Consider the following 15006-nt stretch of genomic DNA (forward strand, 5'->3'; position numbering starts at 1 on the left):
TTTCGATTTTATGTAACTCTATTAAGATTTTTCCTGCCTTATAAATACATTTACGTAATTGGATTGTTTTTGGTTTTAAAAAAAATCAAAAAAAATGCATTTTTTTCTTGAAGCCTTTATTTTCTTAGGTTTTTCGCTATTAAAAAAAAATATAAAAGTGAGAGAAAAATAATTTAACTTTATAACAGGTTAACATATAATGCTTCAATTTCTAATGTTTAAACTTAAAATTTCTATTTTATGAGTCAAGAAGAACTGCTAGTCTTAATTTACAAAAAGGACGAAAAAGCTTTTACCCATTTGTATGATATGTATTCAAAAAGCTTATTTTCTGTCATTCATGTCCTAATCAAAAATCGAGAAGAAGCAGAAGATGTTCTGCAAGATGTTTTTGTCAAAATCTGGAAAAACATCGATTCTTATAACGAAAGTAAAGGTCGCTTTTACACCTGGATCATTAATATTGCCAGAAACACGTCGATCGATAAACTTCGTTCTAAAGACTATAATAACACACAAAAAAACCTTTCCTCAGATAATTTCGTAAATCTGTTAGATGAGAGTAATAAATTAAGCCACAAACTCGATGCAATTGGAATTCAAGAATTCGTAAAGAAACTGAAACCAAAATGTATCGAAATAATTAACCTATTATTCTTTAAAGGATATACCCAACAAGAAGCTTCAGAAGAATTGGCAATGCCACTTGGGACTATCAAGACACAAAACAGAAACTGTATTAACGATTTACGTAATTATTTGAAAGTATAATGGAAGCACAAGAATATATAGAATCAGGAATTTTAGAGCTATACGTTTATGGCTTACTGAGCGAAAAAGAAAATTTAGAAATAGCAGAACTAGCAAAAAAATCACCCGAAGTTGATCAAGAAATCATTTCGATAGAAAAAGCTATAATTGCCCTTTCGTCGAGCTTCTCTCCTTTCCATTCTGTGGAAAATTTTGAAAAAATTAAAGCTCGTCTGGAACTTAAACACGGGAAAGTAGTCGAACTGAAACCAACTTCAAACTGGTCTCAATATGTAGGCTGGGCCGCTGCAGTACTATTATTGCTAGGTTTGGGATATCAGACTTTAGAATTAACAAAAACTAAAGAAGCAATTTCGACTGTTGGAAATGAGAAAAATAAAATTCAGCGCGAATATGCTTTCTTAGATCAGCAGAATAAGCAAACGGAGAAAAATCTAAGTATTGTAAGAGATATCAAAAATACAGGAGTGACTCTTGGCGGTCAAGCCGTTTCTCCAGCTTCTTTTGCAAAAGTATACTGGAATAAGCAGACTAAAACGACTTATATTGATGCTGCAGGTTTACCAGAATCCTCCAAAAGGAATGGTTTATCAGGTTTGGTCTTTAAAGTTAAGTCCTGTTCTTACGCCGACAAGTATTGGTTTACTGGATGATTTTGAAGGAAACAAACAAAAAATCTTTGCTGTAAACCAAACCGATTCGGCTGAGGCTTTTGGAATTACTTTGGAGCCAGCCGGCGGAAGTCTAACGCCAACAATGGAACAGCTTTATACTTTAGGAAAAGTTTAAAACTTATTTTTCATAAAAAGCTAAAACGCATATTCAGAGCAATATGCGTTTTTTTATTACTTTTAATTTACCAAAAACCAATTTATGAATTCAACCTTGCTCTTAAGAATTGCTACGGCCATTATCCTCCTGACCCATTCCATTTTCGGAATGTTCAATAATGGTATTAATGATTTTGGAAATCTTTTTCTAAATCAAATTGGTTTTGCTCCCTATGGCGTATTTCTAGCCTGGAGCATAAAATTATCTCATGTTGTTGCTGCAATTCTTTTATTAGCAAATAAATACATTAAACTTGCAGGATTTGTAACTATTTTTGTTCTTATAATGGGAATCATTCTAGTGCATTTTAAAGAAGGCTGGTTTGTTGTAGGAGGTGGAAGAAACGGTGTTGAATATAATTTTCTGCTCATAATAGTATTATTGGCAATTATGTATCCTAATGGAATCTTAAGAAAGCAAAAAAGTAATTCTTAAACCAAATATGGAACTGAAATGGAAATAATGTGCAAAAATTGCCATCAGGTTTTTAAAGGTCATTATTGCAATAATTGTTTTAATTTTCTGAACCAATATTCAGTTCTTCAATAAAATATCTAAAACAAAAGCATTTTTCTTATCCATATTAAGCCACCTTATCTTTTTGGTTTGCTTTTTAATAATAACTGCGATTGTAATTCTTCTCTCGGGTAAATTTTCAGATTAGACATAAAAAAAAGGTTCAACATTTGCTGAACCTTTTTTATGAATTAATAATTATTGCAAATTATTTATTTCTTTACTTTTTTGGTTTTGTAGTATTTATGGTATTTTGGATACGTAATTGCTCCAATAATACTAATTGTAATTAAGCAATAGTAAATCCAGCTTAATGAATGTGCTTCTCCGCTTGCGTAAGAGTGTAAACCAACCAAGTGGAAATTTACTCCATAGTAGGTAAACAAGATCGAAACAAAAGCAAACATACTCATTAAATTAAAGAACCATTTTCCTCTTAGAGCAGGAACAAAACGAGCATGAATTACAAATGCATAAACCATAATTGAGATTAAGGCCCAAGTTTCTTTTGGATCCCATCCCCAGTAACGTCCCCAACTTTCATTTGCCCATTGTCCTCCTAAGAAGTTTCCAATCGTTAGCATGATAAGACCAATAGTCAAAGCCATTTCGTTAATGTAACTTACTTCTTTAATATGTAAATCCATTTTGGCTTTATTTTTATCATTGGTAAAGAAAATCAATAGTAAAGCAACAAAACCTAAAATCATTCCTAACGCAGTCGGACCATAACTTGCTACGATAACTGCTACGTGAATCATTAACCAATACGAATTAAGAACTGGCTGTAAGTTTGCAATTTCTGGATCGATCCAGTTCATGTATGCCGCCATTAAGATCATAGCTGTAACAAATGCAGATGAAGCAATTGTAAGTTTCGATTTTCTATCAAAAGCCAATCCAAAGAACATCGTAGACCAAGCTACATATACAATAGATTCGTATGCGTTACTCCAAGGTGCGTGACCCGAAATATACCAGCGCGCAATTAATCCAACGGTATGAAGCGCAAACAATAATCCGATAATAATATGAAAGCCATTTACAGTAAATCTTAACCATTTCTTCTCAAAGAAAATATTAAGAATCGTAAACATCAGCATAATGATAGATGCTGTAATGTACCAATATGGCAATACTTTAAAAACATCATATTTATTATATGCAATCTCGGCATCAATTTTATCTTCACTTGGCCTTACTTTAGCTCCAAATTTCTTTTGGAAACCATTAATACTTTCAACCAAGTTATCGGCCGTATCAAAGTTTTTCTGAATAGATCCATTATTTAATGCACTAAAGTATAATGGTAGAATTTGTTTTACGTAAGTAGAATCCATTCCTTTAAAACCAGCACTTTCACGCTCTAAATAAGAAACCCATTTGTGATTTGGATCATTTGGAATTGGAAAAATTCTTAAAATACTTCCACTTAATGCCGATTCCATTAAGTTTACTTTTTTATCGGTTTCAACAAAATCTTTCTCAAAATTATTTGGATTTGCTGCTTTATAAGCTGCATCTAAATATGGAGATAATTTATAGTTTCCTTGTTCGTCAAAGAATTTCACAAATGGAGCGTATTGATCTTTAGAATCGATTCCGATAATTTTACGGATACTGTCATTTCCAGATTTAATGTAAATTAATGGAATCTGAATCCAAACCTGTGCATACTGCGTCATAGATAAGAAAACCTGATCAGAATTCATTTCGTTATACTTATCATTATGACTTACTTTACGAAGTAATTCAGATGAAAATGTATTGATTGGCTTCATTCTTCCTCCAGCATCCTGAATAATCAAACGACCAAATTTTGCCGCGTGTGCCTCTGGCGCTTTATAAATATTCAATAAAGAATCTAACTGTTTTTGACTTGGTGGTGCCGTTACGTGGTTCGCATGATCGTTTGGATCTGCAGAATGCGCGTGATCGTGATCATGAGAGTGAACATGTGGACTCTGCTGTGCAAAACCAGTTAAACTAATCATCAGAATCAGAATCGTAATTAGTTTTTCTTTTTTCTTTTGAATAGCGTCTAACTTACGTTTCAAATCACCAAAACGAGAATGTTTAGTAAACATAATTGCCATTAAACCAATGTATAATAGATAATAACCAAAATAAGTAATGTTTGTTCCCCAGAAATCATGATTTACAGATAGAACAGTTCCTTTTTCGTCTGGATCAAATGAAGATTGGAAGAAACGGAATCCTTTATAATCTAAAACGTGGTTCATAAAAATATCAGCATCAAAAGTTTCTGTAGAATCCTGAACGGTTACTTTACTTTTGTATGAAGAATAACTTTTTTCTGTTCCAGGATATTTCTCTGCAATAAAATCGTTCAAACGAACTTTAAATGGCAAAATATAAGCTTTACTTCCGTAGAATAAAGAATATTCTATGTTGCCAATTTTAACTGTTTTAGCTTCTCCAACTTGTCCTTTAGAACCAAAAAGCATCACTTCTTTTTCTTGTCCTTCTGCTTTTACTTTAACTACTAAAGCGTCAGAATGAGATTTTGCTTTAAAATCATTATTCGATTCATAATCCACTTTTCCTTTCAATGGAGGCTCTGGAAATACAATTCTAATATCTCCAATGCTATATAATGAACGCATCATTAAAGGCTGTACATTATCTTTTGTAACTTTTCCTTTAAATTGATCAGCCATTCGCATAAATTCACCCTCAAAAGGAGTCTGGATTGTATATTCTTTTCCAGTTGTATTAATGTTAATGGCACCGTCTGTCTGCTTATTTAAAGCAAATAAAACATTGTGAATGTTCTGAACTTCACCTTCTTTTAAGTAATGTTCTTCTCGCCCACCCGCTCCGGCTTCAACTAATTTAAGATACAAAGTTCCGTTTGGATTTGGCTTAACCACTTCTTTTGCTCCCATGATATAGTTCGAATAGGTAACTTCAAAAGGAGTTTCGTCAAATTTTCCTGAAATGCTAAAGTCATTATTGGTAACAGGAGAAAGTAAAAGATTTTTTTCAAAAACCCTTCTTTTCATTTCCCCTTTATATTCACCATCAGCAAAAATGGTTAAAAAGGTTTTATCTGAATATACTTGGTTTTCTGCCGCGCCTTCGCGAATTGGCATCATTCCTTCGTAGCTAATATATCTTGTAATAAAAGCTCCTAAAATGATGAAAACAAAAGCAAGGTGTAATAAAAGAGTTGCCCATTTTTCTTTTTTATGCAATTGGTATTTTTTGATATTTCCGAAGAAATTAAGCATAAAGATGGCCATAATTGCCTCAAACCACCAAGTATTGTAAATTAGTATTCTAGCCGTATCGGTATTGTATTTACTTTCGATAAAAGTTCCAATGCCCATTGCAATTGCGAATGTTAAAAAAAGAACGGCCATTAATCGTGTAGAAAACAAAAAAGAGAATATTTTTTTATCCATTTCTTAGGAATTACATTGTATAAAAGTGCGACAAAAGTACTTAAAAATGTTGATTAGCAGGCTTTGCCTTTTGTTAATAAAAACCAAAAATAAGGACTATTTTTTAAACGAATTGGTAATAAGGAAAGTTTAAACCTACAAAACAGATGTGCTTTTTTTGAATAATTGTTTTTAGCTAAAAAGTGTTAGAATTCTAACCAAAACCAGAAGACAATAAAAACTTCAAAAAAGCATTATCAATATTCAATAGTCTCCTGCATTAAAAAAAATAATACTAATTTTGCTTTCATGATTCAGATAACAATAATCGGTTCCGGCAATGTTGCACAGCATTTGATAAAGGCTTTTTCTGCCAGCAAAATTGTTGAAATTAAACAGGTTTTTTCACGAAAGAAAGAAGCCTTACTTCATCTTATTGATTCTGAAAAGATTGTAACCGATTTTCAAGCATTAGAACCTACTGATTTACATATTATTTCAGTTTCAGATAATGCCATTACAGAAGTTTCAGAACAGCTTCCGTTTAACAATCAATTGGTGGTTCATACTTCTGGAACATCTTCCATTGAACTTTTAGATCCTAAAAACAGACGTGGTGTTTTTTACCCGCTTCAGACGTTTTCTAAAAATAAAGAATTAGATTATTCTGTTATTCCTTTCTGTCTAGAAGCAGAGAATACAGCCGATTTCAAACTTTTAGAAACCATTGCAAAAAGTGTTTCAACCGCAGTTTATTCTATAAGTTCAGAACAGCGCAAGGCACTTCATGTTGCTGCAGTATTTGTGAGCAATTTTACGAATCATTTGTACCAGATCGGACACGAAATATGTGAAGAAAACCAAGTTCCTTTTGCTGTTTTAAAACCTTTAATTCAGGAAACAGCAGATAAAATCAATACACTCGATCCTATTGATGCACAAACAGGCCCAGCCATACGACACGATTCTAACACAACCAACGCGCATATGGCCTTTTTACAAGACGAAAACAAAAAAAATATCTATAAAATCCTAACACAATCTATACAGCATAATGGGAAAAAGTTATAAAGAAATAATGAATGACATCACAACGTTTGTTTTTGATGTAGATGGCGTACTTACAGACGGTTCTGTTTTTGTAACCAATGAAGGCGAAATGTTAAGAACAATGAACATTCGTGATGGCTATGCAATGAAAGCGGCTATTGAAAGTGGTTACCATGTATGCATTATTTCTGGCGGAAGCAATGAAGGCGTTCGTGTTCGTCTTCGCAATCTGGGTGTTAATGACATTCATTTAGGAACTCCAGATAAAGTAAAAACGTTTAAAGCTTACTGCGAAAGCAACAATATTAAACCCGAAAATGTGTTGTATATGGGAGACGATATCCCTGATTTTCATGTAATGAAATTAGTTGGACTTCCAACTTGTCCGCAAGATGCTAGTCCAGAAATTAAAACGCTATGCCGTTATATCTCACACGTAAAAGGCGGACGCGGCGCTGCGAGAGACGTTATCGAGCAAGTGATGAAAGTGCAAGGAAAATGGATGGATTATTTTAACGGAAAACACGATTAAATAATCAGTCACAGTTTTCAGTTCCCAGTATCCATTAAAAAAAACTCAGTACCTTAGAATCTTAGCCTCTCAGAACCTTAGAATATGAAATTCCTAAAACTTATTCGTTATAAAAACCTTTTAATGCTTGCTTTTATGCAGCTGCTTTTTCGCTATGCCTTTTTAAAACAACAGCAAGTTCCGTTGGCATTGGCCGATTGGCAATACGGTTTGCTCGTTTTAAGTACTGTTCTATTGGCCGCTGCAGGTTATGTAATCAATAATATTTACGATGTGGGTACAGATAGCATCAACAAACCGCAAAATGTTGTTGTTGGAAAAGGAATTACAGAAACGGCTGCTTATAACATTTATATAGGTTTAAATATTTCTGGTGTTGCAATTGGTTTTATTCTGTCGAATATTATTATGAGGCCGACTTTTGCATCACTCTTTATTTTAATTGCTTCGCTTCTATATTTTTATTCTACGAGTCTAAAACAAATTATGATTTTAGGCAATTTTGTAGTGGCATTGCTTTTGGCTGTAAGCGTTTTGATCATTGGTGTTTTTGATCTTTTTCCTGCTACAACAGGCGAGAATCAAGCCCAAATGGCAAGTCTTTTTTCTATTCTAATAGACTATGCCTTATTTGCTTTTATGATTAATTTTATTCGCGAAATTATAAAAGATATCGAAGATGTAAATGGCGATTACAATATGGGAATGAATACTTTACCTGTTGCAATAGGAGTTAATAGAGCCGCTAAAATCGCTTTAGGTTTTGCTGTTGTTGCATTCATTATGTGTGCGCTTTATTGCAATACGTACTTCATGCAAAACAAGCTTTACATTTCAGTATTTTATGCTTTTGCCACTGTTTTAGCGCCTTTGCTTTATTTTATAGTAAAAATATTCAGTGCAAAATCTCAAAAGGAATTTCATCATTTAAGCAACATCTTAAAACTTATCTTATTCTTCGGAATCTTATCAATCTTGGTTATTGCCTTAAATATCAAATACAATGCTTAAAGAAAAACTAAAAAAATATAAAATCATTTTAGCTTCGGGTTCTCCTCGCAGACAGCAATTTTTTAAGGATTTAGATCTTGATTTTGAAATTCGCTTAAAAGACGTTGAAGAAATTTATCCGCCAGAATTAAAAGCGGTTGAAATTACCGATTATCTAGCCGAATTAAAGGCCAACGCTTTTGAAGGAGAATTGAAAGAAAATGAAATCTTGGTTACAAGCGATACCATTGTTTGGCACCAGAATAAAGCTTTAGGAAAGCCTAAAAGTGCCGAAGAAGCATTTGAAATGATTAAATCGATGTCTAATGCAACGCATGAAGTCATTACTTCTGTTTGTTTTAAAACTTCAGACTCCTCTACTCTTTTGCACGATATTACCAAAGTAACCTTCAACGATTTGTCAGACGAAGCTATTTTATATTATATAGAAAACTACAAACCTTACGATAAAGCTGGCGCTTATGGCATTCAAGAATGGTTTGGTTTTATGGCAGTTGCAAAAGTAGAAGGCTCTTATACCAATGTAATGGGGCTTCCGACAGCCAAAGTTTACGATTTTTTGACTACATTAGTGTAAAAATTTATTTATGTTTTCTTTTAAAGAGTATAGCCGAGAAATAATCGCAACAATCATTCTTATTGGTGTTTTGATTGTACTACGTATAGTAATTGCTAAACTAATAAAGCAATTTGCGACTACAAGCCAATTATTTGAACATCGTACCAATTTGATTATCAAGTATATTAACATTTTAATGAATATACTTGTTGTAACCACTTTAATTGTAATCTGGGGAGTTCAAACAGAAGATATTTTTATCACCATTTCTTCTATTGCAACTGTAATTGGTGTTGCTATGTTTGCCCAATGGTCTATTTTAAGCAATATCACTTCCGGAATGGTTTTATTCTTCTCTTTTCCTTTTAGAATTGGAGATACTATTAAAATTCATGATAAAGATTTTCCAATTGAAGCTGAAATCGAAGATATTAATACTTTCCACGTGAGCTTAAAAACAAAGGAAGGAGAAAAAATTGTTTTCCCGAACAATTTACTGCTTCAAAAAGGAATATCGATTATTCCTGCAAAGTACGAAGAGCGAGAGTTTTTTGACTAAGTATGTAATGGGAATTTTATAACGGGCGCGAAAAAAGCTAGAACGTAAAAAGACAAATAAAGTGTAATATTTGTTTTATAAATTCAGCTAAATAAAATAAAAAATGACTCTGCCTATAACATTACCCTTTTATGCAAAACTTGCTTTTATTCTTATAACTCTAATATGTTTTGCATTCATTTTTTGCCTCGGAAAAGATATTCTTACGCCCATTTTAATGGCATTTTTGTTTGCCGTTTTACTCCTTCCAATTTTTACTTTTCTAAAGACCAAACTTAAGTTTCCTAGGCACCTCGCTGCTATAGTCTGTCTTGCTATTTTCATTTCTATTGTGGTCGGAATTCTAGTATTTATCTCCTACCAAGTCACTTACATGGCAAATGATTTTGATACTATAAAGAAAAATGCAAACTCCTTTATTGTCGAAATTCATAAGTTTATAAGAGAAAATTTTCAGGTAAGCATTGGGGAACAGAAAAAATATTTGGATTCTGTTACAAAAGATTCGGTCAAAACGGGTCAGGCTAAACTTGGTTCGTTTATAATTTCTATAAGTGATGTTCTTTTGGATAGTACCATTATGATCATTTACACTTTTTTGTTTTTGATTTATAAAGAACATTTTAAACTGTTTTTTGCCAAATTAATCAAACAGGAAAATCATGGTATTCTGCAAGATATTTTGTCTCAGATAAAAGTTTCAATCAACAATTATATCGTCAGTTTAATTATCGAAATGATTGTGGTTTCGGTATTGACGAGTTTAGGTTTGTGGATCATTGGCGTGAAATACTTCGTCCTTCTCGGATTGATTACAGGAATTTTGAACTTGATTCCTTATATCGGAATTTTTATTGCTGGAATTATTACCGTTTTGGCATCATTAACAGGATCTGGAGAAATTTCAGTAATCCTCGGAATTCTAATTGTAAACGTTATTGTTCAGTTTATTGATAATAATCTCCTTGTGCCGTTAATTATTAATTCTAAAGTAGAAATAAATGCTTTTGTGTCTATTATGGGAATTATTGTTGGAGGTGCCGCAGCTGGAATTGCCGGAATGTTTTTAGCTATTCCTCTTCTGGCTATTTTGAAAATTATTTTTGATCGTATTGATTCGCTTTCTGCTTGGGGTTATCTTATGGGGAATCATGTTCCGCGGAAATTTGCTTGGAGAAAAAGAAAAATTACAACAGAAAATTAAAAATAACGTTATGCTAGCATAGCATCTGTTTATTCCTTAAATTCATAAAACTTAAAACTATTAGAAAAAAATTACCGAATGTCTTTAAACAATAAAATACTGTTTTTTATTTTGCTGTGCTTTTGTTTACAAAGCGGGTATGCGCAGGTAAATGAAAATAAAAAAGAGTCCAAAAAAGATAAAGACACTACGGAAATCTACACTAAGATTAGAAATTATTCTAAGAAAAATAAATTTACGCAGACCATGCATAAATTATTCTTTAGATCTAAAAAGTCGAAGAAAAAAGAGGAATTGCTTGTTCCGATTGATTCAACAAATTATGATGGCAAAATTATTCGAAAAATCAATATTGTTACTCTCGACCCTTTTGGGTATTCTGTTGCCGATACTACCCTAACTCCTAAAAATTGGGGAGAAAGAATGGGTAACAGACTGCACTTAAAAACAAAGAAAATAGCCGTTTACAACTTGTTGCTTTTTAAGCGAAATACTCCATACAACACCTATAAAGTTCTAGAGTCTGAGCGTTTGATTCGTGCGCAGAGATATGTTACAGCAGTTAGAATTTCCAATCAGACAGTTGGGCAAGCTTCAGATTCTGTAGATGTTACCATTCGTGTTTTAGATTCCTGGAGTACAATTCCGAGGTTTTCTATTTCGAGCAATCAAGTTTCGATAGGTTTTAAAGAAAAAGATTTTTTCGGAAGCGGACAACAGCTTGAATATCGTTTTACCAACCGTTTTGATGACGGTCAAAATGCCAATGAAGTAACGTATACTGTACCCAATATTAAGAATACTTATATAGGAACTGTTCTGCATTACAAAATGGATTTAGATAACAATTACATTAAAAGCATCGATATCGAACGAGACTTCTACTCTCCCCTGACCAAATGGGCGGGCGGATTTTATATGGATGAAAGTTTTAGAAAAGATACGCTTCAGGCTCCAGATTCTACATTTGCTTATCAGCCCAAAAAATATACCTCGCAAGATGTTTGGGCGGGGCGCGCTTTTAAAGTATTTGAAGACAATCACAAAGCCATAACCAACCTTGTTACTACTGCTCGTTTTTTGAATGTCAATTACAGCGAGTCGCCATCTGATCTTTACGACCCAAATCATTTTTATTCTTCTGAAAAGCTAATTCTGAGCGGAATTGGATTGAATACAAGAAAATTTATCAAAGACAGCTATATATTTAGAAATGGACAGACAGAAGACGTACCGATAGGAAGAATTTATGGCATTACTTTAGGATATCAGTATAAAAACACTTTTTGGCGGCCTTATGTCGGGGCTCAATTCTCTTTTGGAAATTATTACCGTTTAGGATTTTTAAGTATGAATTTTGAAGCAGGAACTTTTTTTCATCAATCCAAAACTTACCAAACTTCATTTCTGTTTGAATCCAATTATTTTACGAAATTATTTAGCGTCGGAAATTGGAAAATCAGACAATTCGTAAATCCGAAAGTGGTAATTGGAGTAAATCGCGATGATATAATTGGAGATCAACTGAATATAAATGAAGAAAATGGAATCGCAGGTTTTAATTCCTATCTATACGGAACTAGCAAAGCCGTTTTATCATTGCAGACACAAACCTATTCTCCACACTCTTTACTGGGGTTTCGTTTAAATCCATTTTTCAATTATTCCATTGCGGTATTGGGCAGTCCAGAAATGGCAATGACAAAGAGCAAAACCTATTCTAAACTTACTGTGGGATTATTAATTAGTAATGACTATTTGGTTTTCAGTTCATTCCAGCTATCGTTATCTTATTATCCAAGTATTCCGCAGCAAGGCGATAATGTTTTCAAAACAAATACTTTTGAAACTACCGATTACGGACTTCAAAGTTTCGAACTTGCAAAGCCTAGAGTTGTCAATTACAAATAATTTTTATTTTTCTTAAGAAACTTTTAAGCATAAACAAAACCACTATAAATCAATATTTTAAGAGCATACACGCTTCTAAATTACTCGTCGAAATGCATTTTTACTCGACAAAATACATCTGTTTTTATTTTTTGGCACAGTATATGAATATCCCTATTCAAGATTAACATTATAAAATTAAAAAAAGATGAAAACGATAAAATTAGCAATCGCCGGATTATTTCTAATGGTTGCAAACGCCACACAAGCTCAAGTATCGGTTAACGTAAATATTGGTGCTCCGCCAGCTTGGGGACCAGTAGGATATACAGAAATGGAATATTACTATCTTCCAGATGTTGAGGCTTACTACGATGTTCGTGCTGCTCAATTTATCTATTTCGGAGGAGGAAAATGGGTAAGAGCAACGTACTTACCTAGACAATATAGAAACTATGATTTGTATGGAGGTTACAAAGTAGTTTTGACAGATTATCATGGTAGAACTCCTTATACTTATTTTGACCGTCATAGAGTGAAATATTACAAAGGATACCACGGAGCTCCACAAAGACCATACAAGCCAAGACCAGTATATGGCTATAGTGAGCGCCGTCATTACGATCGTAAAGATTACAAACATTACGATAAACACGACAAACATGATAAGCACCATGACAGACACGATCACGATGATCACGATCGTGGCCATGGACATGGTAGAAGATAATAATGCTAAATTACTAGCGATCAATACAAGAGAGTATCAAAAAAATGATACTCTCTTTTTTTTATGATTTGTTTAATGGGATCTTTTGTTAAAATGTTGTATATTCAATATAAATAACTGTATTACAACAAGTTTCGCTTAAAAAGCTGATCTGTAATATATTTATAATATATATTTGCGCCGAATTTTAAAATCCAAAAAGAAATTTATGAAAAAGAATGTTTATTTGCTTTCATTTTTAGCAATTTCACTATTAATAGGTTGTGACGATAACAATGACAACAAAAACGATGGACAATCGTCAAATAACATTACCATTACCTCAGATCAATCTACATTAAACCAAAGACTTGACTTAACTAATTCTGGGGTAATCTCGATCGAAAATGGTTCTTTGGCAGGAAAATCTGCAGAGACTACCAACACTTCTTTTCCTCTTGTTCAAATTGCCGAAGTAAAACCACCAGTTGATGCAAACGGAAGAACGTTACAAGCTAGTCACGTTACTGTAAACGGAAATTACGCCTATGTTTCTTATATTATGAGAGGCGATGCTTATTCTGGAGCTATTGACGTGATTGATGTTTCTGATCCTTACAAACCAAAATTGGTCACTTCTGCCCTAATTCCAAGCACAGATATTACCTCTCTGACTTTTTCAGGATCAAATTTAATTATTGGAGCTGCTAAAGATGTGGACAAAGACACTCAACTAGCAGGGAATCCGGCAATTGTGTTTAATATGGAGTTAAGTTCAGGATTGCTTACAGATAAATTGAAAACAAATTACTTAGAAAGTAGAGTTACAACAGACGTAGCTGCTAATGCTTCTAATTATTTTGCTGTAACGGGAGACAACGGAAGTTTGTTTAAAGTAAACAGTTCTACAAAAGTAATTGCAGGAAAAGCTGCTATGGCCGATTTGCGTTCTATTGCTTTAACAAGTGATAAGGTAGTTACTTTAAGTGGAACTAAAGGAGTTAACATTTACAATCAATCGACTCTTGCGTTGCAAAAAAGCTTTACAACTTCTGTAGACGTTAGTGGGGCAAAAAGAACAATGGATATCGACGGAACAAAACTTTTTGTTTCTGAAGGTCCAAACGGTCTTGGTGTATACGACATCAACAGTGGATCAAAATTACAAACTATCGGAATTGCAACTGCAGGTGAGGATAATGTAACCAATGCCGTTTCTTTTAATGATGGCTATGCTTTTGTTGCTAACGGTGCATTAGGACTTAATGTGTATCAATCTGCAACACAGCTTAATTTATTAGGTTCGGTTGGAATTGCAGGTTCTTCAAACTATGTAAAATCAAGCGGAAATTACATTTATGTAGCAAGCGGAACTGGAGGTTTGAAAATCATTAAAATGGAGAAACCAAATACTACTTTTGCGAGCTGTCTAACTTATGGTTTGTACAATCAAGGGAGAGATTTGATTTTAAATTCTAATGAAGTAAAATCGTACCAAGGAGCAACAGCTATTAATTCGGCAATCATTAATTCTGGTGCAGTTCTAACACATTGTGGTTCTATTACCGTTCTTAGCAACTTAACACTAAATAGCGGTGGTACTTTTAACATGAGAGGAAGTTTATCTCAAGGTAAATACCAGCAATCATCTCCTACAGAATTAATTATCAATAGCAATGCTACATTGCAAGTTGAAGGATCTGTTGTAATTTGGGGAGATTTAAGATTGAATAGTGGCGCTAAAATCAATTTCATTGGCAATACTTCTTCTATCACTATTTATGGAAAAGTTACAAAAGGTACTGGCGTAACTATTACAGGAAACTACGTTGATACAGAAAACAAATTGAAATAAGCAGTAAACGGCATCAAATATATATTTTTAAGAAGCTGTCAGAATCAATCTGGCAGCTTTTTTGTTTCATCATCTTAAAGAAAGGTATAATTATTGAGCGTTAACATTTCAT

The 15006-nt window shown here is 33.2% G+C and carries 12 protein-coding genes and 1 pseudogene; 12 read left to right on the top strand and 1 reads right to left on the bottom strand.

Going from position 1 to position 15006, the window contains the following annotated elements; all coding sequences use genetic code 11:
• Window positions 1–240 precede the first annotated feature (240 nt).
• The 3 genes and pseudogenes from ACPWTF_RS25420 to ACPWTF_RS25430 all read left to right on the top strand — a co-directional run bounded on the left by ACPWTF_RS25420 (window position 241) and on the right by ACPWTF_RS25430 (window position 2037).
• Window positions 241–771 (top strand): RNA polymerase sigma factor, encoded by a 531-nt coding sequence (locus ACPWTF_RS25420; RefSeq protein WP_250836192.1) that lies wholly within the window; start codon window positions 241–243, stop codon window positions 769–771.
• A pseudogene (locus ACPWTF_RS25425) lies at window positions 771–1560 on the top strand (anti-sigma factor). The gene ACPWTF_RS25420 and the pseudogene ACPWTF_RS25425 overlap by 1 nt, the downstream one beginning before the upstream one ends.
• 84 nt (window positions 1561–1644) lie before the next feature.
• Complete coding sequence (locus tag ACPWTF_RS25430) at window positions 1645–2037, top strand: DoxX family protein (protein ID WP_427873823.1); 393 nt, start codon at window positions 1645–1647, stop codon at window positions 2035–2037.
• A 293-nt stretch (window positions 2038–2330) separates the two neighbouring features.
• Here ACPWTF_RS25430 and ccsA read toward each other — a convergent pair whose 3' ends face one another.
• A complete protein-coding gene (gene ccsA, locus ACPWTF_RS25435) occupies window positions 2331–5546 on the bottom strand; it encodes a cytochrome c biogenesis protein CcsA (RefSeq protein WP_427873824.1) in 3216 nt (1071 codons plus the stop codon).
• Window positions 5547–5834: 288 nt separating this feature from the next.
• Between ccsA and ACPWTF_RS25440 the strand changes: the two genes are divergently transcribed.
• The 9 genes from ACPWTF_RS25440 (at window position 5835) to ACPWTF_RS25480 (ending at window position 14894) form a co-directional block, all read left to right on the top strand.
• Entirely contained in the window at window positions 5835–6596 is a 762-nt protein-coding gene (locus ACPWTF_RS25440; RefSeq protein ID WP_427873825.1) for a Rossmann-like and DUF2520 domain-containing protein, read from the top strand.
• Window positions 6580–7107: a KdsC family phosphatase gene (locus ACPWTF_RS25445; protein ID WP_248726888.1), complete on the top strand. Its 528-nt coding sequence runs from the start codon at window positions 6580–6582 to the stop codon at window positions 7105–7107. Before ACPWTF_RS25440 ends, ACPWTF_RS25445 begins: the two co-directional genes overlap by 17 nt.
• Window positions 7108–7191: 84 nt before the next feature.
• Window positions 7192–8118, top strand: a complete 927-nt coding sequence (locus ACPWTF_RS25450) for a geranylgeranylglycerol-phosphate geranylgeranyltransferase (protein WP_250836199.1) — start codon at window positions 7192–7194, stop codon at window positions 8116–8118.
• Window positions 8111–8695, top strand: coding sequence for a Maf-like protein (locus tag ACPWTF_RS25455; protein WP_427873826.1), 585 nt, complete (start codon window positions 8111–8113; stop codon window positions 8693–8695). The genes ACPWTF_RS25450 and ACPWTF_RS25455 overlap by 8 nt, the downstream gene beginning before the upstream one ends.
• 10 nt (window positions 8696–8705) lie before the next feature.
• Window positions 8706–9236 (top strand): mechanosensitive ion channel domain-containing protein, encoded by a 531-nt coding sequence (locus tag ACPWTF_RS25460; RefSeq protein ID WP_427873827.1) that lies wholly within the window; start codon window positions 8706–8708, stop codon window positions 9234–9236.
• A 103-nt stretch (window positions 9237–9339) separates the two neighbouring features.
• Window positions 9340–10440 carry an AI-2E family transporter gene (locus ACPWTF_RS25465; RefSeq protein ID WP_427873828.1) on the top strand — a complete coding sequence of 367 codons (1101 nt, stop codon included), beginning with the start codon at window positions 9340–9342 and terminating at the stop codon, window positions 10438–10440.
• A gap of 78 nt (window positions 10441–10518) precedes the next feature.
• Window positions 10519–12351 carry a hypothetical protein gene (locus ACPWTF_RS25470; RefSeq protein WP_427873829.1) on the top strand — a complete coding sequence of 611 codons (1833 nt, stop codon included), beginning with the start codon at window positions 10519–10521 and terminating at the stop codon, window positions 12349–12351.
• Between the two features lie 187 nt (window positions 12352–12538).
• Window positions 12539–13060 (top strand): hypothetical protein, encoded by a 522-nt coding sequence (locus ACPWTF_RS25475; RefSeq protein WP_248726894.1) that lies wholly within the window; start codon window positions 12539–12541, stop codon window positions 13058–13060.
• Window positions 13061–13268: 208 nt separating this feature from the next.
• Complete coding sequence (locus ACPWTF_RS25480) at window positions 13269–14894, top strand: hypothetical protein (protein WP_427873830.1); 1626 nt, start codon at window positions 13269–13271, stop codon at window positions 14892–14894.
• The last annotated feature ends 112 nt before the right edge of the window (window positions 14895–15006 follow it).

The organism is Flavobacterium sp. MMS24-S5 (assembly GCF_050320125.1).
GTDB classification, from domain to species: Bacteria; Bacteroidota; Bacteroidia; order Flavobacteriales; family Flavobacteriaceae; genus Flavobacterium; species Flavobacterium tyrosinilyticum.